The following is a 26,182-nucleotide window of genomic DNA, read 5'->3' as shown; positions in this document are numbered from 1 at the left end:
TTCTTCGCCTTGCTGGTATGCCGCACGGATTTGTTCGTCAGTAGGTAATGGGGACGGTGTCATTGTCTACAGTATGCCTGATGAATGTATGCTTTGCAATACAAGAGTCGTCCAAGTTTGGTTATGCCTGAGCAGTTACGAAAAAACTTGGCGTTCTTGGCGGCTTGGCGAGATATGCCTTATTCCCGATAATGTCTAATGGATGGGAGGAAAATGTCCGAAATTACCGAATTTCGCAAAGCCAAAGATGCGTTTTTCAAATCAAGTCCGCAATCGCCGCTGACGCTGGCACAGAAAAAAGAATTCTCCGGGTTAGAGTACTTTCCGGAGAATCCCGCGTTGCGTTTTGAATTGCCGCTCGAACGATATGCCAACCCAGCGCGCGTGCAGATGCAGACGAGCACCGGCACTGTGCAGGACTATCTCAAGATCGGTCAGGTGCGTTTTCGCGCGGGCGAGCAAGAAGCGACGTTGCAAGTGTATGAAACGGAGGATAACCCTGGGTCGTACTTTGTGCCGTTCGTGGATGCAACCGCGCCTGGTGAATCGTACGGCGCGGGAAGGTACCTGGAGCCGGAGGAACATTACCACAACGAACTCGTGGTAGATTTCAATTTTTGCTATAACCCTTACTGCGCGTACAACGCCAGCTGGTCTTGTCCGTTTCCGCCACCGGAAAATCGGTTGAGCGTGCGAATTGAAGCGGGGGAGAAAAAGTTTCATTGATTGACAAAATGAACAAAAAATGAGCACTTTCCGGTCTGGCGTTTGAACGGTGCCCCGGTGTAAACTGCGGTTGTCGAAAGTGACAGCCGCAGTTTTGTTTTTAGAGAATGTCTATGCCTGACCCGAACACGCAGTTCGTATCCCAATTGTTGGATGCTTGGAACTCGCATAATGTAGAACGCATCACCGCATTCTACGCGCGCGATTATGAAGGCGTTGATCTTGCGCAAGCGACCCCGCATCGCGGTCCTGCTGGTATTCGTCAAATGCTGTCGCAATATTTTCATGCCTTCCCCGATCTTGATTTTCAAAACGACGAAGTGATTCTCAACGGCACGCGTGTTGTGCTCGTGTGGTCGGCGCGTGGCACGCATCAAGGCGGGTTGATGAACATTCCAGCGACCGGACGCCTCGTCAACATTCGCGGCATCACGGTGCTCACTCTCCGCGACGGTCTCGTTACGCGTGCGTTGTACTTGTGGGATTTAGCGGGATTGCTTCGTTCATTGGGTCTCCTGCCGGAGTTGTGATCTTGCAAGACCGATTCTTGAAAGCGGGGATAGAATCCGGGTTTCTCCAAGAAACCTGGATTCTGGAAAGTGTTAACCAGGAGAAAAAATGCAATCAGCAATGGTTCACCGCGATCCAAGTCTATACACATCGTCACGCGTGAATACGTTCGAGCGCTTTGCCGCGATCAGCGCGATGCTTGTCGGCGTCGTCGGCGTTCTCTACTCGGTCGCATTCATCGTACTGAAAGATGCGACACTTTATTCGCTCTTTCTCATGCTCGGCGGATTGTTTTCTACGCTCGCGCTCGTCGCGCTGTACTATCGCGTCCGCGATGCGGACGGCGCGCTGGCGTCGTGGGCGGTCGCGCTGGGTCTGGTCGCCGCGTTCGGCTCGTTGATTCACGGCGGCTACGATCTCGCGAACGCGCTCAATCCGCCGGCGACGAATGTTCCCGCGCTGGCTGATTTGCCTAGCCAAATTGATCCGCGCGGCTTGTTGACCTTCGGTATCGCTGGCATCGCGATGTTCGGCTTTGCGTCGCTCATCACGCGCGGCGCGCGAATTTCGAAAGGGCTGGGATACCTCGGCTACATTTCCGCAATTTTACTCATCGTAATTTATCTCGGTCGTTTGATCGTTTTGAATGCGACGAGTCCAGTGATTGTAATTCCGGCTTTGCTCGAAGGATTCATCGTCAATCCGATTTGGTACATCTGGCTCGGCTTGACGTTATTCAAGTCGGAAGGATGATTGCCCGGCAAATTCGTTCTCTGTCGTGAACGAGTGCAAATCAAATGGACGCGCTCGCGTCTGAGTTTCACAAAGGAGGGATAGGATGGCGCACCATCAAAATAAAGAGATAACGCGGCGTCTTGTCGAAGAGGTTCTCAACACCGGCAAACTCGATCATATGAGTGACTTGCTTGCACCGAACTTTGTCGAACATGCCGCGCCGCCCGGCATTCCGCCGACGGTCGAAGGCGTCAAAATGTTTTTTAACAGTCTGCGCGCGGCATTCCCCGATTTCAAGTACACCATCGAGGATGCGTTTGGCGAAGACGACCTGGTCGTGCAACGCGTGACCGCGCGCGGCACGATGAAGGGCGAGTTCTTGGGAATGAAACCAACTGGCAAGAGCGCCACCTGGTCGGAACTCCACTTTGTCCGATGTAAAGACGACAAGATCGTCGAACACTGGGCGAATGTGGATCAGACGAGCATGATGGTTCAACTGGGCTTGATCCAAATGCCCGGCGCTTGATGTCATTCACGAGATGGAGGATTCAAATGGCACACCACGGAAATAATGTTGCGGAACAGTTTGTCGCCGCATGGAACAAAGGCGACCTCGAAGGCGCGTTGGCGCTCATGGATGACAATGTCGTGGATCACAATCCCGTGCCAGGGCAAAAGCCCGGCAAAACCGGCGCGCGTGAAGCGCTCGGCGTTTTCATGGCGGCATTTCCCGATCTAAAGTTTCAGGAACAAGTCGTCGTCGTCGAAGGCGATCGGGTTGCCGATCACGGGATCGCGCGCGGAACACACAAGGGAAGTTTGATGGGAATTCCGGCGACCGGTAAATCCGTCGAATTCCAGTACTCGGACGTTTATCGCGTCGCAAATGGCAAGATCGCTGAAGTGTGGCACGTCGAAGATATTCCCACTGTGATGCGGCAAATCGGCGCGATGCCCGCGCCCAAATAAAGCGAATCACAATAATTCAAGCACGCGGCTTGAAATGTCACGATAAAAATTTGCGCGCCCTGGTCGAATCAACGCGCTCAATTTACGGAAGGAGAAGCAACGATGAAATTCCTAGCGCTTTTGAAATGGAAACCGATGCCACTCGGCGATCCCAAAATGGTGATCGCGATCAACGAAGCCGCCAAGGCATGGATCAAATCCAATCTCTCGAATGGCACGCTGGACTGCGCGTACAACGTGGTTCCCAACGCGGCGGGATATTATGGAACCGGCACGATCAATGCGAACTCGCTCGAAGAAGTGCAAAACGCGCTTGCTTCGTACCCCGCATTTGCCGTGACCGATTTCGAAGTGTTTCCGCTGAGTGACGTGTACCAAGCCATTGACGCGACGACCAATACGTTCAAAAGAATGATGGGCGGATGACGTTCATGGCGTTTGAAGAATTTCTCGCGGGGTACGGTCTCGCCGCGATATTTTGCTTGATGCTCGTCAAAGGAATCGGCATTCCGGTGCCGATTCCTGCCGACTTGATTATGCTCACTGCCGCCGCCCAGGTCGCGCTGGGACGCTTTGTATTGTGGCAAGCGTTTCTCGTGATTCTGGTCGCGATGGTCGCGGGCGGCTCGGCGCAGTTCTTTCTCGCGCGCATCCTGGGTCGGCGATTTCTCTATCGCGTGGGGCGTTACATCGGCTTGACCGCCGAGCGGCTCGACCGCGTTTCGACAACGATGCGAAAAAGCGGACCGGTCTCGCTTGCCATCATCCTCGTTACGCCAGGCGTTCGCACGGCGGGAGTGCCAGCGGCAGGTCTCGCCGGTCTATCCTACGCAACGTTCCTCGCCGGCGCGACGCTGGGCAGCGCCGCATTTCTCACCTTGCATTTTGCGATTGGGTACCTCGGTGGAACGATCCTCGGCGCGTTGACGAACGCGGCGACCATGCCGATGCTCTTGGCGTTGTTCGCGTTCGCGCTCATCGGCTTGGCGGGCTGGATGTTCTTGCGTCGTCGTACATCGAACGCCACGCTCGAACGCGTGGGCGATTTTGTGGACGCAGCTTGTCCGGTTTGTTTAGCGATCGGCACGGTTGAACATTTCCGTAGCACCGCGAATGCGTCTGTTCCATCGTCGCCGTGATTCACTCTATGATTGGCGTGACCTGTTGTGGTCACACCGTCAACTTCGAAAGGAGATTTGCAATGCCGTACGTTCTCGTCCAAGTTAAATTCGAAGACTATGCCAAGTGGAAGTCCGGGTTTGCCGAAGCCGGGACTCTTCGCAAAGCATATAGTTCCAAGGGAGTTCGCGTTTTTCGCAATACCGCCAAGCCCAACGAAGCCGTGATCGTTGGCGAATACCAAGACCTGGAGCGCGCCCGTCAATTATTCCAGTCCGCCGAATTTCGCCAGGCGACCCAACGCGCGGGTGTGGTAGGCACACCGGAAGTGACTTTTCTAGACGAGGTAGACCAACTACCCGCGTGAGATCGACGCTTGCGCGAAACCTTGCGAAGGTTGACGGATTTACAATGCAAACCAAAATGTAACTACTCAGCCAACCCACATTTACGCCGATGAAAAAACAAATTTATCCGCGAAGAACGCGAATTGCGCGAATAAGAAGAAAAAATTAGCGAAGATTCGCGTAATTCGCGTAATTCGCGGATAAAGGAACGATGGCTGAGTAGTTACACCAAAATCAACTCACTTGGCGCGCGCGCGGTTGACGACGCGCTTGGCGAAGGCATCCGCGCGCGCGCCGAGTTGAACGCAATCTTTCGCGCCGGTTCGCCGCCGCGCGCGCCGCTCGACGGCGAGTACGGCGGCGAACTCGTCGCGCTCGATGTCGCGCCCGGCGTGACCCAACTCGCGCGCGCGATCACGCGCGCGTGGATGCCCTGGCGCGGCAAAACGTTCGACGAGCGCCGCGCGCGCGGCGACAATATCTTTATGCGCGATTCGCTCGCGCTCGCGCGTGTTTATTGGCCCCTATATCGCGGCTATGTGTTCGAAGGCAAGGACCGCTATCACGCGTTCGATTTTCGCACGCGCGTCGCGCCGGGCTTGTTCGATCCCGATCGCGCGGTGCTCAAAATTGATTACGACCTGGCGAGCAATCCGCGTTTCTCGATTCGTCGCGTGCTCGACGAACTGGTGCAGGTGCGCGATGATCTGTACCTCGGCAAGGCGCATGTCAAATGGTGGTGGGGCAAGTGGCAGACGGTGGCGTACTTTACGTTGCGCCCCCCGCGCGGCGAGGTACAGTGACTGGCGAGAAACCTTGCGAAGGTTGATCGGCTAAACCTTCGCGGGGCTTGCAGATTTCCAAAACAACCTTTAACAAGCGATGCTGCGCTTTGCCTCTGTGTTGACGCATTGGACGAAAATCGGTATACTATGCCTGCCTTTTTAGCAAGTCCAATTTTCACAGGGGAGGAGCCGCAATGGCAGAGAACACAGTCTTCGAACAAGTTAAAGCAATTATCGTGGACAAACTCGGCGTGGACGGATCCAAGGTCACGCCCGAAGCGCGCTTTCGTGAGGAACTCGAAGCCGATTCGCTCGATCTCGTCGAATTGATCATGGAGTTTGAAGAAAAATTCGGCGGCGAGATTTCCGACGACGAAGCGCAAAAGATCACCACCGTCGGCGAAGCCGTCAGGTATCTCGAATCGCACATGGGCAAATAAGTTTCGGGTGCGGTTCGTGAAGAGCACGAGGACGACAAGCGGGACGCATCATTGCGTCCCATTTCTGTTTTCACCGGCGCAACCTTGCGAAGGTTTGAGAGCGCAATTCTCTAGCAATGCCCTCGTCAAAATCACGAATTGATCCGCGAATAACGCGAATGAAACAAAAAATTCGCGAAGATTCGCGAGATTCGCGGATGAAAAAATAAATTGGCGAAGGTATTGGCTAGGAATCGAATTGGTTGGCGTCGCGCGCTGGCGCGAAAAAGTGATGGGGAATCTTCGCAAGGATGAACTGAGTAGATGTTTACAGTGAACTAGCGACACATGAAAATTCTTCAAGACGACTTACCGCTCTTTCCGCTCAACACAGTTCTGTTTCCGCAAGCGCGTCTACCGCTGCACATTTTCGAGCCGCGCTATCGCGAAATGATCGAACGCTGTTTGCAAGACGACCTGGCTTTTGGAGTCCTGCTCATCAAAGAAGGCGTCGAAGTGGGCGGTCCCGCGATACCGCACGCTGTCGGGACCATCGCGCGCATCGTGGATTCCGCGCGCTTGGAGGATGGACGCTACAACATCGTGACCGCGGGTGTGACGCGTTTTGTGCTGCGCGAAAGTTTCGAGCGCTACGCGTATTTGAGCGGGCGCATCCGCCTTTTGGCGGACGAGAACGTGGACCTTTTGCGAGCCGAGCCGGCGGCGGAACACGCGGCGCAGTTGTTTCTCAAGTTCGTCCGCACCGTGCAAAGCATCGGCGAGACGGAACCCGCGCCGGACGACCCCAGTATCGAATTGCCCAAAGACCCGACGATGCTTTCGTATGTCATCGGCGCGACGTTGCCGATCAGTATGCGCGATAAACAAGGTTTGCTCGAAGCGGCGACGACCGTCGCGCGTTTGCGCCGCGAAGCCACGATCCTCGAACGCGAACTTGAACTCTTGCGCCTGGTGACCGAACACAACCCGGCGGTACGCGACCTGGGTTCGTTCTCGGTGAATTGACGATGAGCGAACCGGCGCGCGTCACCGCGCTCATTCTCGCCGGCGGCAAAAGCCGGCGGATGGGTCGCGATAAAGCATTCATCGAATTCGAGGGCAAGCCGCTCATCGCGCGCGTGATCGAACGCGTACAACCGGTTTGCGCGGAAACGCTCATCATCGCGAACGACGCGGACTTGTACGCGCCGTTCGGTCTGCGCGTGGTCGGCGACGTGTACCCGGACAAAGGATCGCTCGGCGGCATCTATTCGGGACTGCTGTCCGCGCGCGAAGAGTACGCGCTCGCGGTCGCATGCGATATGCCGTTTCTCAACGAAGGACTGTTGCGCTATTTGATTTCGCTCGCGCCGCACGCCGATGTCATCGTGCCGCACGCGGTTGATCCATCGTCCAACCCGGCGCACACGGGCAAACGCGCGAACAAGACGCTCGCCAAATCGCGCGACTGGCATCCGATGCACGCGGTCTATTCGAAACGCTGTCTCGACGCGATGCGGGCGCACTTGCTTGCGGATGATCTGCGGTTGATCAGTTTCTTCGACGATGTGCGCGTGCGCGTTGTCGAAAGCGATCAGGTGGACCGCTTCGACCCCCAGCATCTCTCGTTCTTCAATGCGAACACGCCGGAAGATTTCCAGATCGCGTTATCGCTCGGTCAGACGGTTAGGTAAGATGTTCGAGGACAAGGTTCAAACGACCTATCACCACATCACCGAAAAAGGCGTCGCGCCGATTCAGGGCTGGGTCATCGGCGAGAGCCGCTGGACGTTGTTCGTCAACGATTCCGAAGTCGTGACCTTTATGGCGACCGCGCGCAACCTGCATCACCTCGCGCTCGGTTTTCTCGCCTCCGAAAATTTTATCGCCCGTCTCGATCAAGTCGCGTCCCTACGCGTGAATCTCGCGTCCGACCGCGCGTACTGGTACATCCCCGCGCTCGGCATCGAAGAAACGCGTGCGATGGCGATCTGCGAAGAAGGCGTCGGCACGATTCAGGTGCGACTCACGCACGCGGATTTCCATTTGCCCGCGCGGCGAATTATCACAAGTGGTTGTGGCGGCGGCGTTACGTTCGACGATCTCTCGAAAGAACAGACGCCGATGGATTCGACGCGGACTGTGCATGTGGCGCAATTATTCGCGCTGATGCGCGAGCTGAACGCGCGCGCGACGTTGTATCGCGAATGTCGCGGCGTCCACACGTCCGCGCTCGGCGACGGCGAGCAACTCCTCGCGCTCGCCGAAGATGTGGGACGCCACAACACGCTCGACAAACTGCGCGGCGAATGCTTGCTGCGCGGCATCGCGACGCATGACCGGATTCTTATTTCGACCGGTCGCATTTCGTCCGAGATGATCACGAAAGCCGCGAAGATGCGCGTGCCGATTGTCGTCTCGCGCACTTCGCCGACTCACTTGTCTGTGCAACTGGCGCGCGCGTGGAACGTGACGTTGATCGGTTACCTCCACGCGGGTCAGATGCAAGTGTATCACGGGATGGAACGTATCATCGTAGATTAAGGTGAATCAATGACGCAATCTGTTTCGACACACCGGCGCAAAAAAAACGCGCCGCTCATCGTGCTGACGAATGATGACGGAATTCAGTCTCCCGGTTTGCGCGCGCTTGCGCGCGCGGTGATGCCGCTCGGCGACGTGTTGATCGTCGCGCCGCTCGAACAGCAATCCTCGATGGGGCGCGCGTTCCTGGGTCGCGGCGATGCCGCGTCGGTCAACTATGTGGTGGATGGCAAGCGCGTGCGCGCGTTCGCCGTACCCACCTCGCCGGCGGTCACTGCGCGGCACGCGTTCCTTCTGCTTGCGGATCGTCCGCCCGCGTTGCTGATTTCCGGCATCAACTATGGCGAGAACATCGGAAACGGCGTGACGATTTCGGGCACGGTTGGCGCGGCGCTCGAAGGCGCGAACCTGGGCGCGCCGGCGCTGGCGATCTCGGTTGTGACCGCGCCGGAATTTCACATGTCGCACAGCGATGCGGTGGATTTTTCGGTGGCGGCGCATTTCGCGGCGATGTTTGCGCGGCGCATTCTCGCGCGCGGTTTGCCGGCGGGCGTGGATGTGCTCAACGTGAATGTACCCCAAGAGGCGACTGAATCAACACCCTGGCGTTGGACGCGCGTGTCGCGCGCGGCGTACTTTTACTCCAAGATCGAGGAGACGCCGCAAGGAAAACAATTCACTGGTTATGAATCACGCGTGGATTTGGCGACGCTCGAACGCGATGCGGACGTACGCGCGGTGATCGTGGATTGCGTCGTGTCGGTTTCGCCGCTCACGCTCGATTTGACGGCGCGCGTCGCGGCGAAGGAACGCGCGCGGTGGAGCAAATAATGTCGCGCGTGGATGCGAACGAATTGGCGGAACTGACCGCGCGTTTCGGCGCGCCGGTGCGCTGGACGCGCGCGCTGGACGTGACGCGCGAAACCATCGCAGAGTGGCGCGACGCGACGAAGAAACGTCAGGCGGAAATCGTACTCGCCTTGCCGCGTCCCGGCAAACGCGTGTTGTTGCACACCAAGGATTTTTACCCAAGCGGTGTATTTCGCGTGCCGTCCGGCGGCATCCACCTGGGCGAGCGCGTCGAGGATGCGGCGCGGCGCGAGATGCGCGAAGAGACCGGATTCACCGCGCCGCTCACACGTTTGCTCGGCATCATCGAGTACGAGTTTCGTCATGCCGAGGAGCGCGTGCCGTTCGTCTCGTACGTCTTTCTCGCGGATGAAACGCATGATGCGCCGCACCCGATGGACGCGGGCGAACGCATCACACAGTTCCGCGAAGCTGTGTGGAGCGACTTGCCGCGCCTCGCGCAAATGCTCGATGACTTACCGGAAGATTGGCGCGACTGGGGACGTTTTCGCGCCATCGCTCACCGATTGATAGCCGATTTCAAGTTTTAGATTTCAGACCAGGACGAATCCAATCTGCGATCCGAAATTTGAAATCACCAAGGAGGCAGGATGGATTATGGCAAGATTTTGACGCGCGCGTTTGAAATCACGCTCAAACATCGCGCCTTGTGGCTGTTCGGCATTTTGTTCGCGTTGGCAGGCGGAAGTCGGAGTGGCGGCGGGTTCAATGTGCCGAGTGGCGGGGGAGATGGCGGCAGGACCTCGACACCGGACATCATGCCGGAGCTTCCCCGCGTTTCAGATGAGATGATTTTGTGGATTATCGTCGTCGTCTTTGTGGTGATCCTCATGTGGAGTCTGCTGATGTTGATCGTGCGCTTTCTCGCGCGCGGCGCACTGATCGGGTCGGTGCATGAGTTGGAAACGACCCAGGTTTCGCCGGCGATGGGACGCGGGTTTGGCATTGGCTGGGAACGTTGGCGGTCGTTGTTTGGGATTGGCTTGGTCGTCAACTTGCCGATTGTGCTGTTGTCGCTCGTGTTGATTTTGATCGCACTCGCACCCGCGTTGGCGGTTGTGATTCCGTTGATCGTCGCGCAACGATTTCGCGAAGCGACACCAGCGCTCGTCGCGGGAATCGCCGGTTCGGTCGTGATGATTTGTCTCGCCGGCGCGTGTTTGTGGGTGGTGCGGCTCGTTGTGTATCCGTTTTACGAATTCTTCGTGCGCGCGTGCGTCATTGGCAAGCGCGGCGCGCTCGATGCGATTCGCGAAGGGTATCGCGTGGTGCGCACAAATCTCAAGAACGTCATCGTGCTCTACATTCTCACGATGGCGACGAGCATCGGTTTTAGTATCGTGCTGATTCCGGTGATCGCGATTCTGGCAGTGATCGCGTTCATTGCCGGTTTTGTCGCGTATGCGGTGACGAGCACGGTCGTGACCGGTTTCATCATCGGCGGCGCGATCGGTTTGGTGATGTTGATCGTGCTGTTGTTTCTCACTGGAGTGTACGAGGTGTTCGAGTCGAGTGTGTGGACGGAAGGGTATCTCGCGGCGACGGCAACGCCGCCGGCGATTGCGACGAGCGGAGCGTAGAGTGGCAAAGACAATCTAATTGCCAATCAAAAAACGGAGCGCGCAGTTGTGGGGCAATTTTCCAAATTGCCCACTCCGATTGGCATTTGGCGAAAGTATGGAAAGAGAAACCAGGTTTCTTCGAGAAACCTGGTTTCTGTGCTTCAAAAGCAGTGGTACTGTGGCGGCGGGCGAGCCGCCTGCACGACATGAACACCTACTATTTTTCGATGACCTCACCGGCAAGGTCGTACTCCATCGCGCCGGTGATACGCACTGGCACGATTTTTCCGGGCGCGAGTTCGCGTTGCACGAGCACGATACCATCCACCTCCGGCGCGTCACGATACGTCCGTCCGATACTGACGCCATCGCCGACGCCTTCGATCAACACATTCAGCGTTTTGCCGACGAAGGATTTATTTTTCGCGAGCGAAATTTTTTGCTGGAACGCCATCGCGTCATCGCGGCGTTGCTTTTTGATTTTTGCCGGCACGGGGTTTTCCAAGAACGCGGCGGGCGTGCCGTCTTCGCGCGAGTACTCGAACACGCCGACGCGGTCGAAGCGTTGCGCCTCTAAAAATTCCAGCAACGCCTCGAACTCGTCGTTCGTTTCGCCGGGAAAGCCGACGATGAACGTCGTGCGAATCGCGAGGTCGGGCATCGCGGCGCGCAAATCGTCGAGCATCTGTTGCGTCACTGGTTGGTTCGGTCGTTTCATCCGCTTGAGCGTATCGGGGTGTGCGTGTTGCAACGGCACGTCGAGGTAATGAACGACCTGGGAATAGCGCGCCATCGTTTCGATGAGGCGCGGCGTCACGTGACCGGGATACGCGTACATCAAGCGCAGCCATTCCAGTCCGTCCACGTCGGTACACAATCGCGCGATGAGCGGCGCGAGCGCATCGCGCTTGCCCCAGTCCCAGCCATACGCGGTCGTGTCCTGCGCGACGAGGACGATCTCCTTGACGCCACGCGCAACCAGGTCGCGCGCCTCGTCAATGATCGCGTCCTCCGGCTTGGAACGATGCGCGCCCTTGATCGCGGGAATGACGCAAAAAGTGCACGGGCGATCACAGCCGTCTGCGATTTTCAGGTACGCGCTCGGTCCGTGAACGAGCCGGGGCATCGGTTCGACAATCGAGCGCGCGGCGAGTTGGTCGAGCGGCAAACCGGCGTACGCGCTCGTGAGCCAGTCGTCGGGCACGTCTTCGTCGGATTGCAGGTACTGAATCAAGCGCGGTAGGGCGAGCCATTTGCCGGCGTCAATCACGCTATCCACTTGCGGCGCTTCGCGTTGCACGACTGCACCGTACCGCGAAATCAAACAGCCCGCGGCGATGAGTACTTGGTCAGCGCGTTTCGCTTCGCCCAGTTCGCGCAGCGCGTTGAGCGATTCTTTACGCGATGCTTGTAAAAAGCCGCACGTATTGACGATGAGTACGTCCGCGGCTTGCGCGTCGGCAACCGCCGTGTAGCCGTACTCATCGAGTAACGCGCCGATGCCGTCGGAATCGGCGACGTTCTTGGCGCAACCCAGGGTGAGCAGAAAATAGTTCGTCTTCATTTTTTTGTTTCGTTTATTGTTCCACAGAGGCACAGACACTACGCGCGCGGAAAAAACTTTTCCGCGCGCGTAGTGTCTGTGCCTGTGCGATGAATGTGCTTTTCGATTTCTATGCCGTTGGCGTCAGTGTGGGTGTTGCGGCTGGCGGGGTCGGCGCAATCGGCGGCGGTTCGACTGGCGGCACGGCGACGGGTGTGCCTTTGGGATTCAGCGTCCACTGACGTTCCATCGTCGTGCGCTCGGCAAATGTTTTTGCCGCTTGCGCTTTGCCGTTGAAAATCAATGCCGCGCCTTTCGCGTTCTCCAGGCGTACGTACAGCGATTCTTTCGCCGACCAGGATCGCGTCGTACCTGGGTCGAGCGTGCCGGTAAAGACGAGCGCACCGTCGAGACCGATATGCACCGTCACTTTTTCGACGGCTTCGATGGTGAGGTCCAAGCCGGTTTGCGCCGGTTCAATCGTGCGACGCGGCGTCGTGCGCGCGGTTGGCGCGGGCGTTACATTACCGGCAAAGGTTGCGAAGGGTGGCGCGGTCGCGGCAAAGGTAGGTACGCTCGTCGGCGCGGAATTGATCGGGGCAGGCGTGCGCGTGGCGGGCGCACGCGTCGGCGTCGCGGTGCGCGGCGGGTTAATCATCGCGGCAAGCGCGGGCAGACCCTGGGTGAACACGAACGCGACACAAACGAGAAGCATAACCGCGATCGCGATTCCAATCGCGAAAATGACCGGCATCGGCAAGCGTGTCGGCATGATGCTCGGCAAGCGACGCGAGAAAATCATTTGCGCGGTCGGCATCGCGTTTTGTTTTTCCGGCAACTCGGGCATCGTCGCGGGCGGCTCGGACCCGAAAGTTTCCGGCGGCGGCGGCGCACCATTGTCATTGAATCGCGCGAACAAACTCGCGCCCGGCGTGTTCGAGGGTGGAATGATCGGGACGGTAGGCGGCGGCAGGGGTGGCTCGACGGATTGCGGCGCGGGGGGCACGGGGCGCGGCACCGGTTCGGTGGGCGGCGGCGGCGGCGGCGCGAAATCGGCGACGTACAGCCGCACCATTTCTTCTGCGTCCAGACCAAGATACATCGCGTACGTGCGAATCAAGCCGCGCAAAAACGGTTCGGGCGGGAGACTTTCATAATCGCCCTGTTCCAGCGCGTTGATGACGGTCGCGCGGATGCGCGTATCAATTTCAACTTGCAATGCGGCAACGCCGCGCGCCTCGCGCGCGAGACGCAATCGTTCACCGAGGAGTGACATCGGCAGAAACTATATAACGTCCTGTACGAAAAGTCAAATCTTGTATCGCCTAGGCGAATGTGCTATAATTTCCGCGCTCGTAAAGTTGGAGGAATGCCTTGACGAAATCTGTTACAACTGCCGGCTGTATGTTGCGCGTGCTGGCTGTGCTACTGATCCCGCTCGTCGTGTGTGGCGGGCTTTTCTTTGGCTATCAAACGTACGACATGGTGCGCGAAGCGGTCGTCCTGAATGGCTTGCCGGAGATCGAGAGTCCACCGATCATCAAAGCCGCATCGCAACCGACTGCCGCGCCCGCGCCGAATATCGCGGCGGGCGAGCGCGTGAATGTGCTATTGATGGGCACGGATTGCCGCGCGGTGGATCACGGTTTGTGTCGCACCGATTCAATGATGATCGCGTCGCTCGATCCCAAAACGTTGAGCGCGGGTGTCGTTTCGATTCCGCGCGATCTCTACGTACCGATTCCGGATTTTCGCGAAGACCGGATCAATGTCGCGTACTATTACGGCACGCTCTACAAATTTCCCGGCGGCGGTCCTGGGCTTGCCAAGCGCACCGTCGAGTATAACCTGGGTCGGCGGATCCATTTTTACGTACTGATTGATTTCGACGGCTTTCGCCGCGCGATTGATACGCTCGGCGGCATTGACATTGATGTTCCCCGGGTGATTGACGATCCGCTCTACCCGGATGAAAACAACGGTTACAGTCCGCTGTACATCCCGGCGGGACGCCAACACATGAACGGCGAGCTGGCGCTCAAGTACGCGCGCACGCGGCACGTGGATGGAGACTATGGACGGATGCGCCGGCAGATTCAGGTGATGCTCGCGGTGCGCGAAAAAGCGATGCGGCTGGATATGCTTTCCAAGCTTCCGACACTGATGCAATCTATGGGAAACGTTGTCAAGACGGACATGACGGCGCAAGATGTGCTCGCCCTTGCGCCGATTGCCCGCCAAGTCAAGCCGGAGAACATCAAGACCGGCTCGATTGATCAAACGATGACGGTGCAGTTTCGCGCGAATACCGGCGCAAATGTGCTGTGGGCGGATCGCGCCAAGATCGGCAAGTTGATGGATGAAGTCATTCCTCAAGATGTTTCCGATCAGACCAAACGGGTGCAACAAGAAGCGGCGCGCATCATCGTGTTGAATGGAACCACGCGTCCGTTGCTTGCCGAACAAACGACCAAGTACCTCCAGGCACAAGGTTTGCAGGTGATCAGTTACGGCAATGCGGATCGGACCGACTATAGCAAATCCGTGCTCATTGATTACAACGGTGCGAAAACGGCGACGCTCGATACGCTAACGAAATTGTTGCGCGTGACGCCGGACAATGTACGCCAGACACCTAGTTCCAAAAGCGATACCGAGTTTCGCGTGATCCTGGGTGCGGATTGGACGTTGGGGCAGTAGGGCAGTGAACAATGAACAGTGAACAGTGAACAGTGAATAGTGGACAGTGAACAGTGAATAGTATGCAGTGAGCTAAAAGATTGTAGAGACGTTCGGGTGGTGTGCGGCGTCTCTATGTTTTTCAATCACGGAGGTGAAGTGTGGCGAACGTGAAAGCGAGTCGTCCGTTCATTGAAGGATACGGCGTACCAAAAAGCGAAGAGGGAATGCTGTCATGGAGTCATGTGCAAGAACGCATGACGAGCGCGCTCAACTACTGGGTCTGCACCGCGAACGCGAGCGGTCAACCGCACGCGACGCCGGTGTGGGGTGTGTGGATTGACGATGCGTTCTACTTTGACGGCAGTCCGAAAACGCGCCGCGCGCGCGATCTCGTCGTGAACGCCCAAGTGTCGGTGCATCTCGAAGACGGAATGAACGTGGTGATTCTCGAAGGTGAGGCGCGCGAGGCAGGCAAACCGGATTCGGCGCTGGCTGTGCGCGTGGCGAATGGATACAAGAACAAGTACGCGAAGATGGGTTATGCGCCAGAGCCGACCCAGTGGGACAACGGTGGCTTGTACGTGATGCGTCCGCATCTCGCGTTTGCATGGACGAAATTTCCGGATGATATGACGCGATGGAAACTGGGTGAATAAGAAAAAGACAGAAACCAGGTTTCCGCGAAGCGAAGAAACCTGGTTTCTTTATTCTTCTCACGTGAGTTTTGCGCGCTTGGTTTTTTCGTCCAAGAGTTTATCAAGCGCGGCGAGATCATCCCAGCCGTACGCAACCTCGACCAATTCTTTGCCGGCGATCACAATCGGTTTCTCGCGCACGGGCTTGCCGCCGAGCGCGGCGTAAAAGTGACGCGACGGATTTTCGGCGAGCACCCAGACGAGCATCGTGTTGAATCTGTCGTGACGTAATCGTTTGACAACTTTTTCGACGAGTTGTCGTCCAATCCCTTGACCTTGGTACGCTTGGAGCACATAGACTGCGCCCAACTCGCTTTTGTAGACCGAATCGTTTTCGCGTTCGGGCATCCCGGTCGCAAACCCGATGATTTTGCCGGCACCGGTTTCGGCGACGAAGATGAATGAATTGCCGGGCTGTTCCAAGATGCTACGCCATCGCTCCGCGCGTTGCGTGTATGACAAGTTTGCCAGGTGCTCCTCGGGCACGATACCGGCATACGTCGTGCGCCATGTGTCAACGTGAACGCGCGCGATGCCGTCGGCATCATCAAGGCGCGCGAGACGAATCTGCGAAACGCTCATCCTTCAAAAATCTCTTTTACTGAGACCGTGAAATCTGGCAAAACATTGCCGCCATCGAGCGAATCGTTCGCCGTCAGCACGCGCACATCGTCGAGCGAGCGATAGACCGTGATCGTGCGCGTGCGAGGGTGCAGTATCCAAACCAGTCTGACGCCGGCTTCTAAATACTCGATCACTTTCGCGTCAATTTCGCCAACCGTATCTTCAGGTGAGACCACTTCGACTGCTAAATCCGGAGCGCCGTCGAAAAAACCTGTGCGCCGCGTTTGTTGTGCCGCGCGCGCGGTAGACACGAACGCGGCATCGGGCGCACGAACAGTGTCTGGGTTACGCGAAAGAATAAAGCCGGTCTCTGCGCCGTACGTTTTGCCAAGTTTGTTGCGTCTGACAAAATCACGAATGAGCGAACCAATGGCAAGTGCGACTTCCCCATGTTCATGTCCTGCTGGTGGCATCTTGACGATTGCTCCTTTCACCAGTTCGACGTGCGCGTCGTTTTGCGGGATGCGTTCCAGTTCTTCCGCCGTTATCAATTGAGTTTGCGTAATCACACTGCACCTCTCATCGTTCGCATTATACCACAACGCGCAAAAAAAGACCTGGAAGGTTTCTCAAACCTTCCAGGTCTCACCCGACTATTTATCTTGCAACGCCGCGACACCGGGCAACACGCGCCCTTCGAGAAATTCGAGCGACGCGCCGCCGCCCGTCGAGATGTGTGTCATCTTGTCCGCGACGCCGGCTTGCTCGACGGCTGCCGCGCTGTCGCCGCCGCCGATGATCGTCGTCGCGCCGGACGACGCGAGTCGTTTCGCAATTTCCACCGTGCCTTTCGCGAACGCCGGCATCTCGAACACGCCGAGCGGTCCATTCCACACGACCGTTTTCGCATCGCCCAGGATTTTCGCAAACGCGTCAATCGTCCTGGGTCCGACATCGAGCACGCGCCAATCGCTCGGCACCGCGCTCACGTCCACGACCTTCTTCGCGGCGTCCTTGTCGAACTTGTCCGCGATCACCCCGTCCACCGGCAAAACGATTTTCGTTCCGCCTTTTTCGATCAACGCTCTTGCCGTGTCGAGTTTGTCCGCTTCGACGAGCGATTGACCCAGGTTCAATCCCTTCGCCGCGAGGAACGTGTTCGCCATGCCGCCGCCGATCAAGAGCGAGTCCACCTTGGGCAATAGATTTTCGATGACCTTGATCTTGTCGCTCACCTTCGCACCGCCGAGTATCGCGACGAACGGTTTTGCCGGATTCGCGAGCGCCTTGCCCAGGTAGGCGAGTTCCTTTTCCATCAAGAACCCCGCGACGCCGGGCAAGGATTTCGTCACGCCCTCCGTGCTCGCGTGCGCGCGGTGCGCCGAGCCGAACGCGTCGTTCACGTACACATCGCCGAACGCCGCGAGTTTTTTCGCAAACTCTGGATCGTTCTTTTCTTCTTCGGGATAGAACCGCACGTTCTCCAGCAAAACCACATCGCCCGCGTTCATCGCTTCGACGACGCGTTGCACCGGCTGACCGATACAATCGCTCACAAACGTCACCGGCTTGCCAAGCAGTTGCTCCAAGCGCGTCGCGACCGGGCGCAACGAAAATTTCTGGTCCTTGCCCTTGGGTCGTCCCAGGTGCGAGCACAGGATCACTTTCGCGCCTTGCTCGACCATGTACTGGATCGTCGGGAGCGAGGCGACAATCCGCGTATCGTCGGTCACTTGACCTTTGTCGTCGAGCGGCACGTTGAAATCCACGCGCACGAGCGCGCGTTTATTTTTAAGCGCAATGTCACGAATTGATTTTTTGTTCATCGTTCACCTGGAGGTTGGAAATTGGAGGTTGGAACAATTCCAACCTCCAATTTCTAATTTCCAATTTCTAACTTTTAATTTCCATTGTCTAGAGTTTCGACGCCACCATCGCGACCAAATCCACGACGCGGCAGGCATAACCCCACTCGTTGTCGTACCACGCGACGACCTTGACCATGTTGCCGATGACGAGCGTGTCCATCGAACTGTACACGGATGAGAACGTCGTGCCGCGCAAATCGGATGAAACGAGCGGCTCGTCGGTCACATCGAGGATGCCTTTCATCGGACCCGCCGCGTATTCAAGCATCGCCTCGCGGATTGCTTCCTTGCTCGCTTCCTTGTTCAAGATCGCGGTAAAGTCCACGACTGAAACGGTCGGCGTTGGCACGCGGAATGCCATGCCGCCGAATTTGCCTTTGAGTTCCGGAATCACGAGACCGACGGCTTTTGCCGCGCCGGTTTCGGACGGGACGATGTTTTGCGCGGCGGCGCGCGCATCGCGCAAATCTTTTGCGCCCAGGTCTTGCAGTTTCTGCGTGTTCGTGTACGCGTGCACCGTCGTCAGCAAACCTTTTTCGATGCCGAATTTGTCGTTAAGCACTTTGGCGACCGGCGCGAGTCCGTTTGTCGTGCAGGACGCGTTCGAGATCATCCGATGTTTGGCGGGATCGTATTTGTCATCATTGACACCCAAGACAATCGTAATGTCTTCGTTCTTCGCCGGCGCGCTGATGATCACTTTTTTCGCGCCGCCCGACGTAATGTGCCCCACCGATTTCGTCGCGTCGGTGAACAAGCCGGTGGATTCGATCACAATCTCCGCGCCAAGTTCAGCCCACTTGATTGCGTTCAAATCTTTTTCGGCGCAGACCTTGATCGTTTTGCCATCCACGACCAGGTTGCCATCTTGCGCGGCGACGGTGCCGGCATACGCGCCATACGTCGAATCATACTTGAGCAGGTGTGCGTTCGTCGCGGGATCGAACAAGTCGTTGACGGCGATCACGTCAAGCTTGTCCGCCACGCGCGCCTTGATCGTGCGGAAAACCAAGCGCCCGATTCGACCGAAACCATTAATGCCGATTTTTGTTGCCATGCGACTATCCTCCTTAGTTTACCAACCACGTCACGCGATTCAAATCGCGCGCGTGTGTTTTGTATTGTTGTCGTACCACTGCAAGACCACTTTGGCTAGTTTGTGCGGATCGTGTCGCCAGGGTTTTCCTTCGTCCACGAGATCGGCGAGCGTCACGCGAAACGCGCTCGGTTTCTCGTCGCGCAGACGAACCAATTGGCTGGACGTGTGCGCGGGAAAATTCACGTTCCAATTGCGATTGGCGATGACGTGCGTGAAAACTTGCGCGCCGACGTGTTGTGTCAGCGCGTCCCAGTGATCGTGAACCGTGAACGCGTCCGTTTCGCCGGGCTGGGTCGCGACGTTGCACACGTACACCTTCGCGGCTTTCGAGGCGTGGAGCGCGCGCTGAATATCTTCGACAAGTAAATTCGGAATAACGCTCGTGTACAGACTACCCGGTCCTGCGATGACGAGGTCGGCGTCGAGAATTGCGCGCACCGCATCGGGATATGCCGGAACGTGTTCGGGTTCGAGATACACGCGCTCGATCGGTTTGCCCTGATGCGAAATTTCCGATTCGCCTGCGACGTGCGTGCTGCCATTCGACATCGGCTCGCGCAGATCGGCGCACAGCGTCACACTCTGCAATGTCGAAGGGAGAATGCGTCCTCGCACCGCGAGCACGCGCGATGATTCGAGTAAAGCGCGTTCAAAATTGCCGGTCACGCCCGCCATCGCGGCGATAAACAAATTGCCGAACGAATGCCCGTCGAGTCCCGCGCCTTCGCCGAAGCGGTACTGGAACAACTGGGTCATCAACGGTTCCGAATCGGCGAGCGCGGCGATGCACTGGCGAAAATCGCCGGGCGGCAACACACCCAGGTCGCGGCGCAAGCGTCCTGAACTGCCGCCGTCGTCGGCGACCGTGACAATCGCGGTGAGTTGATCGGTGTGTTCTTTCAATCCGCGCAACAGCGTCGAAAGTCCGGTGCCACCGCCCAGCGCGACGATTTTCGGACCGTGTCGCCGCGCGCGTTGGCGATACAACGTTTCGATCAGATCAGTCTCGTCGGTGATGAACGGCGAGAGGAGCGACTGATTCAGTTTGACGAGCGCGACGGCGACCAACGCGATGCCGAGCAAGCCCATCAGAGCGCCGCGCACCTCGCGCGGAATGAATTGCAGCGTCATGTAGTAGAACGCGTCCGGCATGCGCGCTTCGCGATAAATGTTGATGAGCAGGTAGGCGAAACCCAAACCCAGCATCGTGATGCCGAGGATCAGCAACACGAGCCAGCGTTTGACCCCTAGCCCCACATACAACCATTTCCAACTGGGGCGCTTGAGACGCGCAAAAAAACGCATTCGTTGTTTATCCGTGAGCGCGCACGCTCGGCACCATTATAGTCAAAGCGGGTAAAATCACCAAAACCGGCTTGGCGCTAATCTAAATTGTGCTGTTTAGTTTTGGCATGTCCGAGTTAGGCAGAGCCAAGCAAATACAGCAAACTCACATTCGCTAGGTAGAGCGCGATGAGGAGCGCCGCGTCCCACGTCACGTGCCGGGTCACGCGCGTGGACGCGCGGTAGGTAAGACTGATGATCGCGACTGCGGTCATGACGATAGCGCCGAGACCGGCGACGGCGTGAATCGGCGAAACAAATTCCCAGATCGAGCCGCGCGTGTACGCGAAATCGTACACCGCGAGGATCGCGATATTGAATACGTTACTGCCGAGCACGTTGCCCACCGCGAGGTCTACGGCTTTCATCCGCGCGGCGGCAATCGTCACGACGACTTCGGGAAGCGAGGTGCTGATCGCGAGGAACACGTTGCCGACGAAACTCGCGTCCAAACCGGTCGTGCGCGCAATGTCTTCGCCGATAAACGCGAGCCACACGCCGAGCGCGACGATCGCGAGAGCGGCAAGGGAAAAGATGATCACCGCGCGCCGTGTGGCGATGTGCGTGTAATTCGTCGTCATGTCGCGTGCGCCGTTCGCCATGCTACGTTGCTCGAACGCAAAGAGCATCCGTTGGCTTGCCAAATAGACGAGCAAGATAACCAAACTCGTCGGTGCGACCCAGCCGAGCGTCCACTCGTGCCAGGTTTTGCCGGCTAAGAGACGCGTCGAAGTCAAACCGATGAGCAGAATGCCGAAACCGGCGGAAAGCGTATGACCTTCGTGCGCGTCGTTCAACGCGGCGCGCGGTTGATAGATCAAATCGAGCAACGCGAGGAGGACGAGGTTGAAGAGGCAACTGCCGAGAATGCCACCGACGGCAAGGTCGGGTTCACCGACGAGCGCGATCGCGCTTGTGCCGGTGATGAGTTCGGGCAACGACGTGACGCTGGCAAGCAAGACGGCTCCAATCCAAGAACGTCCCAAGCCGGATTTCTCTGCCAGTACGTCGCCATAATGTGAGAGTTGATTGCCTGCGACAACGATGAAACCGGCGCAGACGATGAATTGGAGCCAGACCATCGGAGAATCAACTGGGTTTGGATGATTCGGTTGGGGCTGGGGGCGTTTCTTTTTTCGGCGTCTCGTCGTCTTTGCCGGCGAGCGCGGCGCGAAACTCGCGAATGGCTTTGCCCATCGCGCGCGTCGTTTCTGGCAAGCGACCGATGCCGCCGAAGATTAGGAACGCGACAAACGCGATGATGATAATGTCGGTCGGTTCAAAGCGAAAAGGCATGTTTTCCTCCCTATCGTCAAACTGATGCGATTGTACCGCCGATACGCCAAGCTGTCAAAACTGAAATCTCTGCCGCGCGAACGCGAAGAGGACGCCCGCGCCCCCAACGACGATGAACAAGATCGAAATCGAATTGCCGATGTGTTCCACCGTGTCTTCGGCGTAGCGGAGCGTCACGATATAGTCGTCGCCGCGCGGCAACGCGATTTGCATCAACGCGAAATCGTCCGCCGTAATCGTGAGGCGCTCGCCGCGATCCGTGACCGCGCGCCAGAGCGGATATGCCTGGATTTTCACGCGCACGCGCGCATCCGCTTGCGCGGCGCGCACGCGCATAATGATTTGGTCGTCCTGTTTGGCGATGAGTTCGACCGTCGCGTTTTCCGCGGCGAGCCATGCGCCGTCCCAGTTCTTGATGCGATAGACGAAAAAGAAACCATTGTTGAAGTACGATTGCACGCGCGGCATCGCGTCGAGCACCGCGCGCGTGCGCTCATCGTTCACGCTCGCGACGATGGCGGTGATGTTGTAGCGTTCGCACTCGGCGACGAGTTGCGCTTCGGTGAATGATTCGAGGGGAACACCAAAGAGCGCGCGATTGTCCTGTTCGTGATTCAAGCCGCGCAGGACGCGCGGGTGCGTTTGTCCCGTCCACATTCGCGCGGCGACCGGCGACCAATGACTGTACGTGCCGCCCATCAATTCGCGATTTGTGTACAGCGGTGTGAGCGACATCAATGTAGTTGCTAGCGATTCAGTCCCGCGCGCGTTCAGTTCGGTCGCGTACGACGTGAACCACACGCGGCCGGGTGTGTCGCGCAACGTATCCCACAATTCAGCGAGCCGATAATCGCGAATCGCTTGACTCAGAAATCGCGGCTCTGCGTTCGGACGCGGGTGAAAAAACGCGACGGTTTGCCAAATTGAAATCGCGAAGAACGCGCCGATGCCGGCGGTGGCGAGCGCGCGCGTCCAGGTTGCATAAGACGGACGTGCCACGAAACGACCGAGCCATTCCGTCAATTCGGATGCGCCCAGCGCGGCGAGCCAGATCAACGCGAAATAATATTCGCCGATCAGACGAATCGGGTCGAGTTGGAAAAATCGTTGCGGTTCGATCAGAACGAGATGCGCGACGAGCATTCCGCCAGCGAGAACAAACGGGAGTGCAAGTACGACGAGGATGACCACGCGTGATTGGACATCGCGTTCGCGGCGCACGCGCCCGAGCGCGAATAATGCGAGCACGGCAAACGGCGCGAGCGACGCATCGGTGAGAATGCGCCAGGTTTGATCGAGCGTCGCGCGCAACATCGGGACCATTGCGCCGGACGAATGCGCGAACAACGGTGCGAGCCAGAACGCGTCGAGCGCGGCGGCGCAGGCGACCAACGCGATCATTTGCATGGCAGAAGGCACGCGCGGCAAACGCCGCGCGAGAATGTACAATCCGAGCGCGAATAAAATCCCCAGCGTATGGTACGGATGCGCGAGCACAATCGCGGCGAGTGTGAGCGCGGCGGCGAAAAAATAACGCGCGCCGCGTCGCTCCAACACGTCAATCGTCCACGCGAAAAACAGCGCGTTCAACCCGAACGCCAGCCGCGACCCAATCATGCCGATGAACGCGCCGGGCGCGCCGTCGAAGAATGCCGGGAACACAAGCGCGAACAGACCCGCACTGAACGCGGTGCGTCGTCCAAAATCTAGGTGACGCACGGCGTAGTAAAATGTAAACCCAGGAAGCGCATAACCGATGAACGCGACCATCGCGTAGATGAACGCGGCGGAGAACTTGCCCAGGGTGAGCACATTCAGCGCCCAACCGAGCAGGAGATAACCCGGCGGGGTGAACTGCAGTTCGGGGTAACCGGCGTACCAGTACGGAATCCAATCGAGCAAACGATGGTGGAGTGGAACGGCGATGTTGAGCGTGTACCACGTTAGCCAATAATGTCCGGGGTGGTCGCCGTAGATGAACACATCGTCGCGCAGGAGAAAGCCGGCGACGAACAGCGCCAGCGCGCCCAGCACACCCAGCGCGAGGAGATCGCCGGTCGCGCGCGACAACCCAGATTTGCCTAGCGCCGGAGTCATTCGTCGGGATGCCCAGGTTGGTCTGTCCGGCTACGCACCACGAACACGCCGCCGGGCAAACTCGTAAGCACGACGATGGCATGGAACAGGAGCGACAAGGCGAACGCGGCTTCGCTCGGCACGCCGATCAATCCGAAAAAAAAGACGGCGGTGGCTTCTTTGGGTCCCAAGCCGTTGAATGAGATCGGTAATAACAAGACAAACGCGATGAGCGGATTGAAGAGGAAAAAATAGATGAGCGAGATGTGGAGATCGAGCGCGCGTGCGACCGAATACCACACGAGCGTGGCAACCACCAGGATACCGGTGGAGAGCGCGATGTTCGCCGCCAGCGCGGCATAGTTGAACCGGTACATTTGAATCGCGTGATAGAAGCGTAACGCCATCGGCTTGAAACGCGCGAACCAGCCAATCGCAAAAATGCGGGCGAGTTGCCGCGCGGCGCGCCGGCTGAAAAAGAACGCGCCACCTATGGCAAAAGCCGTTGCGATAATCGTGGTCGCCGTTTGAATCGCTTCGAGTTCGGTCGAGCGCGTGAGCAATCCCACCGCCAAGCCCGCGCTGATCAGCGTGACGCCAAAAAAAGCGGCAAGACCCAACAGGCGATCTACCACGACCGAGATCGCGGCGGCTTCAGTTGTCCCGCGTCCCGCTTGGGCGAGCATCGCCGCGCGAACGACATCGCCGCCGATGTTGGAGGGCAGGACATTGCCGAGAAACAAGCCGGTAAACGTGAACGTGGCGAGATTCCTAAATGAAATGGCGAGGTGTTGGGCGCGCACAAGCAGATGCCACTTGAGTACGCCCAGTAAGATCGCGCAGAAATAGAGCGCGAGCGCGAGACCCAGCCAAAGTAGTTGCGCGCTCGCGAGCCGCTCGATCAGGTCGGCGCGATTGAGCCGCGTCAACAAGAAAATCAGGACGCCGAGACTGACCGCGATTTTGGCAAAAGACCAGACTCGTTGCGAAATGACAGACTGACTAGCGGTAGCGGAGTGCGTAGGCATTGCGGTAGCCGATGTCGGTGCTGAAACTCGAGAATGCTTTGGCGCGCGCCTGACTCAAGGGATAACGACCGAGCGTGCGTATGCCCCGCGTGGCAATCTGCCGCGGCGCATAGACCTGGCGGCACAACCAATCATATCCTTCGCGCAACTGCTCGACCGTCATCAGCGCGGGACGAAAAGCAACGTGCGCGGTGTCATAATGACGCCACGGAACGTTCGGCAGGAGGCGGTCTTGCGCGATCAACTGTTCGCGCTGGGGCGTGCCGGGGAAAGGCGTCAACACGGTCACGCTGACGCCGTCGAACTCGGTCTCGCGGATGAACTGCCAGGTCTTTTCAAAAACATCGGTGGTGTCGTGGTCGAAACCGAACACAAAGAGACCGACGACATTCAAACCACGCGCGTGAATCGCGCGGACGACGCGCTTGACATCGGCAACCTGCCCCTTGGTCTTGCCGCCCAGGTCACGGCGATTGTCCGGGTTGATGGATTCAAAGCCGATGAAAAACTTGTCCATGTGCGCGCGTCGCGCCAGATCAATCAGATCGGGATACTGCGCGACGATCAACTCGGTTTGCGTCGTCCAACTGCGAATCGGCAAAGGCTCGAGCGCGCGAAAAACTTTTTCGATGTACGCCGGGTCGGTGTGAAAATTCAACCCGAGATTGTCGTCGGTCAGGAAAAAGCGTTTGAGGCGGCGGCGTTCGATCTCTTCCACGATTTGTTCCACCGGACGATGGCGCATGATTTTGCCGGACACGCGCACGGCGGTACAAAAGGTGCAGTTGCGCGGACAACCGCGGGTAATCTCTAGCGAGGGCGTCCAATAGTTGCGATGCTCATCCACGTGCTGGATCACGCGATCGGTGATGGGCGCAAGCGTGTCGAGCGACGCCCATTCGACATCCACATAGCGCGGTTGTAATTTTTCGTTCGCGAAATCGTGAATGATTTGGAGCCAGGTGCGGTACGCTTCGCCGACGACGACCGTATCTGCCCAGGGCGTCACTTCGTCCGGCACGAGCGTAGCATGAACGCCGCCGACGACCACCGTGCTGCCGCGCTGGCGCGCGCGCGTGGCAATCACTTGCGCGCCTTCGATGGTTACCGTCATACTGCTGATGCCGACGAGCGTGCGCGGGTTGAGTCGCGCATAGTTCAATGGTCCCAAGTTTTCATCCCAGATTTCGATCGGGATGTCAGCCGGCACCATCGAAGCGAGACGCATCAACGTATAGGGGGAACCGGCGGCTTTGCCCAAAATCCGTCCTTGGTGCGCCGGCTGAATCAGAACGATTTTTTCGATATCCATACTTTTGTGTGACCTCCACCGTAGTAACTGAGAGAGTACTGGATTTGAGTTACTTTGTCAAACTAGCTCAGAATATAAAGTCACCC

Annotated in this window: 30 protein-coding genes; 18 read left to right on the top strand and 12 right to left on the bottom strand. The window is 57.8% G+C overall.

Annotated features, from left to right (window positions below; all coding sequences use genetic code 11):
- The first annotated feature begins 213 nt into the window (after positions 1–213).
- The 16 genes from HY868_07440 to HY868_07365 all read left to right on the top strand — a co-directional run bounded on the left by HY868_07440 (position 214) and on the right by HY868_07365 (position 10,607).
- The gene (locus HY868_07440) at positions 214–726 is read left to right on the top strand and encodes a DUF1684 domain-containing protein (GenBank protein MBI5301954.1); all 513 of its coding nucleotides are present in this window, start codon (positions 214–216) and stop codon (positions 724–726) included.
- A 113-nt stretch (positions 727–839) separates the two neighbouring features.
- Positions 840–1,256 carry an ester cyclase gene (locus HY868_07435; GenBank protein ID MBI5301953.1) on the top strand — a complete coding sequence of 139 codons (417 nt, stop codon included), beginning with the start codon at positions 840–842 and terminating at the stop codon, positions 1,254–1,256.
- An 88-nt stretch (positions 1,257–1,344) separates the two neighbouring features.
- Positions 1,345–1,989: a hypothetical protein gene (locus HY868_07430; protein MBI5301952.1), complete on the top strand. Its 645-nt coding sequence runs from the start codon at positions 1,345–1,347 to the stop codon at positions 1,987–1,989.
- Positions 1,990–2,074: 85 nt separating this feature from the next.
- Entirely contained in the window at positions 2,075–2,500 is a 426-nt protein-coding gene (locus tag HY868_07425) for an ester cyclase (GenBank protein ID MBI5301951.1), read from the top strand.
- A gap of 26 nt (positions 2,501–2,526) precedes the next feature.
- On the top strand, positions 2,527–2,943 hold the full coding sequence (locus HY868_07420; GenBank protein ID MBI5301950.1) for an ester cyclase: 417 nt from the start codon (positions 2,527–2,529) through the stop codon (positions 2,941–2,943).
- A gap of 102 nt (positions 2,944–3,045) precedes the next feature.
- Positions 3,046–3,369, top strand: coding sequence for a hypothetical protein (locus tag HY868_07415; protein MBI5301949.1), 324 nt, complete (start codon positions 3,046–3,048; stop codon positions 3,367–3,369).
- 5 nt (positions 3,370–3,374) lie between these two features.
- Positions 3,375–4,082 carry a DedA family protein gene (locus HY868_07410; protein MBI5301948.1) on the top strand — a complete coding sequence of 236 codons (708 nt, stop codon included), beginning with the start codon at positions 3,375–3,377 and terminating at the stop codon, positions 4,080–4,082.
- Positions 4,083–4,144: 62 nt separating this feature from the next.
- Positions 4,145–4,429, top strand: coding sequence for a cyclase (locus HY868_07405; GenBank protein ID MBI5301947.1), 285 nt, complete (start codon positions 4,145–4,147; stop codon positions 4,427–4,429).
- A gap of 279 nt (positions 4,430–4,708) precedes the next feature.
- On the top strand, positions 4,709–5,212 hold the full coding sequence (locus tag HY868_07400) for a hypothetical protein (protein ID MBI5301946.1): 504 nt from the start codon (positions 4,709–4,711) through the stop codon (positions 5,210–5,212).
- Positions 5,213–5,388: 176 nt separating this feature from the next.
- Positions 5,389–5,634: an acyl carrier protein gene (locus tag HY868_07395; protein MBI5301945.1), complete on the top strand. Its 246-nt coding sequence runs from the start codon at positions 5,389–5,391 to the stop codon at positions 5,632–5,634.
- Between the two features lie 327 nt (positions 5,635–5,961).
- Entirely contained in the window at positions 5,962–6,639 is a 678-nt protein-coding gene (locus tag HY868_07390; GenBank protein ID MBI5301944.1) for an LON peptidase substrate-binding domain-containing protein, read from the top strand.
- A 2-nt stretch (positions 6,640–6,641) separates the two neighbouring features.
- Entirely contained in the window at positions 6,642–7,307 is a 666-nt protein-coding gene (locus HY868_07385) for a molybdenum cofactor guanylyltransferase (GenBank protein MBI5301943.1), read from the top strand.
- A gap of 1 nt (position 7,308) precedes the next feature.
- Positions 7,309–8,157, top strand: coding sequence for a formate dehydrogenase accessory sulfurtransferase FdhD (gene fdhD, locus HY868_07380; GenBank protein MBI5301942.1), 849 nt, complete (start codon positions 7,309–7,311; stop codon positions 8,155–8,157).
- A 9-nt stretch (positions 8,158–8,166) separates the two neighbouring features.
- A complete protein-coding gene (gene surE / locus HY868_07375) occupies positions 8,167–8,988 on the top strand; it encodes a 5'/3'-nucleotidase SurE (protein MBI5301941.1) in 822 nt (273 codons plus the stop codon).
- Positions 8,988–9,557 (top strand): NUDIX hydrolase, encoded by a 570-nt coding sequence (locus HY868_07370; protein ID MBI5301940.1) that lies wholly within the window; start codon positions 8,988–8,990, stop codon positions 9,555–9,557. Before surE ends, HY868_07370 begins: the two co-directional genes overlap by 1 nt.
- Positions 9,558–9,617: 60 nt before the next feature.
- The gene (locus tag HY868_07365) at positions 9,618–10,607 is read left to right on the top strand and encodes a hypothetical protein (GenBank protein ID MBI5301939.1); all 990 of its coding nucleotides are present in this window, start codon (positions 9,618–9,620) and stop codon (positions 10,605–10,607) included.
- A 199-nt stretch (positions 10,608–10,806) separates the two neighbouring features.
- On the opposite strand, the gene rimO is transcribed toward HY868_07365, so the two are convergent.
- Entirely contained in the window at positions 10,807–12,153 is a 1,347-nt protein-coding gene (rimO, locus tag HY868_07360; GenBank protein ID MBI5301938.1) for a 30S ribosomal protein S12 methylthiotransferase RimO, read from the bottom strand.
- A 109-nt stretch (positions 12,154–12,262) separates the two neighbouring features.
- Positions 12,263–13,408, bottom strand: a complete 1,146-nt coding sequence (locus HY868_07355) for a DUF4115 domain-containing protein (protein ID MBI5301937.1) — start codon at positions 13,406–13,408, stop codon at positions 12,263–12,265.
- Positions 13,409–13,506: 98 nt separating this feature from the next.
- On the opposite strand from HY868_07355, the gene HY868_07350 reads away from it, so the two are divergent.
- On the top strand, positions 13,507–14,832 hold the full coding sequence (locus tag HY868_07350) for an LCP family protein (GenBank protein MBI5301936.1): 1,326 nt from the start codon (positions 13,507–13,509) through the stop codon (positions 14,830–14,832).
- A 140-nt stretch (positions 14,833–14,972) separates the two neighbouring features.
- Positions 14,973–15,470: a pyridoxamine 5'-phosphate oxidase family protein gene (locus HY868_07345; protein ID MBI5301935.1), complete on the top strand. Its 498-nt coding sequence runs from the start codon at positions 14,973–14,975 to the stop codon at positions 15,468–15,470.
- Positions 15,471–15,527: 57 nt separating this feature from the next.
- Here HY868_07345 and HY868_07340 read toward each other — a convergent pair whose 3' ends face one another.
- The 10 genes from HY868_07340 to HY868_07295 form a co-directional block, all read right to left on the bottom strand.
- Positions 15,528–16,091, bottom strand: coding sequence for a GNAT family N-acetyltransferase (locus HY868_07340; GenBank protein ID MBI5301934.1), 564 nt, complete (start codon positions 16,089–16,091; stop codon positions 15,528–15,530).
- On the bottom strand, positions 16,088–16,642 hold the full coding sequence (locus HY868_07335) for a Uma2 family endonuclease (GenBank protein MBI5301933.1): 555 nt from the start codon (positions 16,640–16,642) through the stop codon (positions 16,088–16,090). Before HY868_07335 ends, HY868_07340 begins: the two co-directional genes overlap by 4 nt.
- Before the next feature lie 84 nt (positions 16,643–16,726).
- Positions 16,727–17,899, bottom strand: coding sequence for a phosphoglycerate kinase (locus HY868_07330; protein MBI5301932.1), 1,173 nt, complete (start codon positions 17,897–17,899; stop codon positions 16,727–16,729).
- Positions 17,900–17,987: 88 nt separating this feature from the next.
- Positions 17,988–18,998, bottom strand: a complete 1,011-nt coding sequence (gap, locus tag HY868_07325; GenBank protein MBI5301931.1) for a type I glyceraldehyde-3-phosphate dehydrogenase — start codon at positions 18,996–18,998, stop codon at positions 17,988–17,990.
- A 39-nt stretch (positions 18,999–19,037) separates the two neighbouring features.
- Complete coding sequence (locus HY868_07320; GenBank protein ID MBI5301930.1) at positions 19,038–20,345, bottom strand: YvcK family protein; 1,308 nt, start codon at positions 20,343–20,345, stop codon at positions 19,038–19,040.
- A gap of 116 nt (positions 20,346–20,461) precedes the next feature.
- Positions 20,462–21,466: a sodium:calcium antiporter gene (locus HY868_07315; GenBank protein ID MBI5301929.1), complete on the bottom strand. Its 1,005-nt coding sequence runs from the start codon at positions 21,464–21,466 to the stop codon at positions 20,462–20,464.
- A gap of 7 nt (positions 21,467–21,473) precedes the next feature.
- Positions 21,474–21,680, bottom strand: a complete 207-nt coding sequence (locus tag HY868_07310) for a twin-arginine translocase TatA/TatE family subunit (GenBank protein MBI5301928.1) — start codon at positions 21,678–21,680, stop codon at positions 21,474–21,476.
- 54 nt (positions 21,681–21,734) lie between these two features.
- On the bottom strand, positions 21,735–23,777 hold the full coding sequence (locus tag HY868_07305) for a hypothetical protein (GenBank protein ID MBI5301927.1): 2,043 nt from the start codon (positions 23,775–23,777) through the stop codon (positions 21,735–21,737).
- Positions 23,774–24,784, bottom strand: coding sequence for a flippase-like domain-containing protein (locus HY868_07300; protein ID MBI5301926.1), 1,011 nt, complete (start codon positions 24,782–24,784; stop codon positions 23,774–23,776). The genes HY868_07305 and HY868_07300 overlap by 4 nt, the downstream gene beginning before the upstream one ends.
- Positions 24,759–26,096 (bottom strand): B12-binding domain-containing radical SAM protein, encoded by a 1,338-nt coding sequence (locus tag HY868_07295; protein ID MBI5301925.1) that lies wholly within the window; start codon positions 26,094–26,096, stop codon positions 24,759–24,761. Before HY868_07295 ends, HY868_07300 begins: the two co-directional genes overlap by 26 nt.
- Positions 26,097–26,182: the final 86 nt, after the last annotated feature.

It is taken from the genome of Chloroflexota bacterium (assembly GCA_016219275.1).
GTDB lineage: Bacteria > Chloroflexota > Anaerolineae > UBA4142 > UBA4142 > JACRBM01.
The sequence above is the reverse complement of the archived record's forward strand: the minus strand, read 5'-3'. Positions and strand labels throughout refer to the sequence as shown.

Excerpts from the sequence above, each read along its gene's own strand:
- HY868_07440 (MBI5301954.1), top strand. The coding sequence starts at position 214 with ATGTCCGAAATTACCGAATTTCGCAAAGCCAAAGATGCGTTTTTCAAA.
- HY868_07435 (MBI5301953.1), top strand. The coding sequence starts at position 840 with ATGCCTGACCCGAACACGCAGTTCGTATCCCAATTGTTGGATGCTTGG.
- HY868_07430 (MBI5301952.1), top strand. The coding sequence starts at position 1,345 with ATGCAATCAGCAATGGTTCACCGCGATCCAAGTCTATACACATCGTCA.
- HY868_07425 (MBI5301951.1), top strand. The coding sequence starts at position 2,075 with ATGGCGCACCATCAAAATAAAGAGATAACGCGGCGTCTTGTCGAAGAG.
- HY868_07420 (MBI5301950.1), top strand. The coding sequence starts at position 2,527 with ATGGCACACCACGGAAATAATGTTGCGGAACAGTTTGTCGCCGCATGG.
- HY868_07415 (MBI5301949.1), top strand. The coding sequence starts at position 3,046 with ATGAAATTCCTAGCGCTTTTGAAATGGAAACCGATGCCACTCGGCGAT.
- HY868_07410 (MBI5301948.1), top strand. The coding sequence starts at position 3,375 with ATGGCGTTTGAAGAATTTCTCGCGGGGTACGGTCTCGCCGCGATATTT.
- HY868_07405 (MBI5301947.1), top strand. The coding sequence starts at position 4,145 with ATGCCGTACGTTCTCGTCCAAGTTAAATTCGAAGACTATGCCAAGTGG.
- HY868_07395 (MBI5301945.1), top strand. The coding sequence starts at position 5,389 with ATGGCAGAGAACACAGTCTTCGAACAAGTTAAAGCAATTATCGTGGAC.
- HY868_07390 (MBI5301944.1), top strand. The coding sequence starts at position 5,962 with ATGAAAATTCTTCAAGACGACTTACCGCTCTTTCCGCTCAACACAGTT.
- HY868_07385 (MBI5301943.1), top strand. The coding sequence starts at position 6,642 with ATGAGCGAACCGGCGCGCGTCACCGCGCTCATTCTCGCCGGCGGCAAA.
- fdhD (MBI5301942.1), top strand. The coding sequence starts at position 7,309 with ATGTTCGAGGACAAGGTTCAAACGACCTATCACCACATCACCGAAAAA.
- surE (MBI5301941.1), top strand. The coding sequence starts at position 8,167 with ATGACGCAATCTGTTTCGACACACCGGCGCAAAAAAAACGCGCCGCTC.
- HY868_07370 (MBI5301940.1), top strand. The coding sequence starts at position 8,988 with ATGTCGCGCGTGGATGCGAACGAATTGGCGGAACTGACCGCGCGTTTC.
- HY868_07365 (MBI5301939.1), top strand. The coding sequence starts at position 9,618 with ATGGATTATGGCAAGATTTTGACGCGCGCGTTTGAAATCACGCTCAAA.
- rimO (MBI5301938.1), bottom strand. The coding sequence starts at position 12,153 with ATGAAGACGAACTATTTTCTGCTCACCCTGGGTTGCGCCAAGAACGTC.
- HY868_07355 (MBI5301937.1), bottom strand. The coding sequence starts at position 13,408 with ATGTCACTCCTCGGTGAACGATTGCGTCTCGCGCGCGAGGCGCGCGGC.
- HY868_07340 (MBI5301934.1), bottom strand. The coding sequence starts at position 16,091 with ATGAGCGTTTCGCAGATTCGTCTCGCGCGCCTTGATGATGCCGACGGC.
- HY868_07330 (MBI5301932.1), bottom strand. The coding sequence starts at position 17,899 with ATGAACAAAAAATCAATTCGTGACATTGCGCTTAAAAATAAACGCGCG.
- gap (MBI5301931.1), bottom strand. The coding sequence starts at position 18,998 with ATGGCAACAAAAATCGGCATTAATGGTTTCGGTCGAATCGGGCGCTTG.
- HY868_07320 (MBI5301930.1), bottom strand. The coding sequence starts at position 20,345 with ATGCGTTTTTTTGCGCGTCTCAAGCGCCCCAGTTGGAAATGGTTGTAT.
- HY868_07315 (MBI5301929.1), bottom strand. The coding sequence starts at position 21,466 with ATGGTCTGGCTCCAATTCATCGTCTGCGCCGGTTTCATCGTTGTCGCA.
- HY868_07310 (MBI5301928.1), bottom strand. The coding sequence starts at position 21,680 with ATGCCTTTTCGCTTTGAACCGACCGACATTATCATCATCGCGTTTGTC.
- HY868_07305 (MBI5301927.1), bottom strand. The coding sequence starts at position 23,777 with ATGACTCCGGCGCTAGGCAAATCTGGGTTGTCGCGCGCGACCGGCGAT.
- HY868_07300 (MBI5301926.1), bottom strand. The coding sequence starts at position 24,784 with ATGCCTACGCACTCCGCTACCGCTAGTCAGTCTGTCATTTCGCAACGA.
- HY868_07295 (MBI5301925.1), bottom strand. The coding sequence starts at position 26,096 with ATGGATATCGAAAAAATCGTTCTGATTCAGCCGGCGCACCAAGGACGG.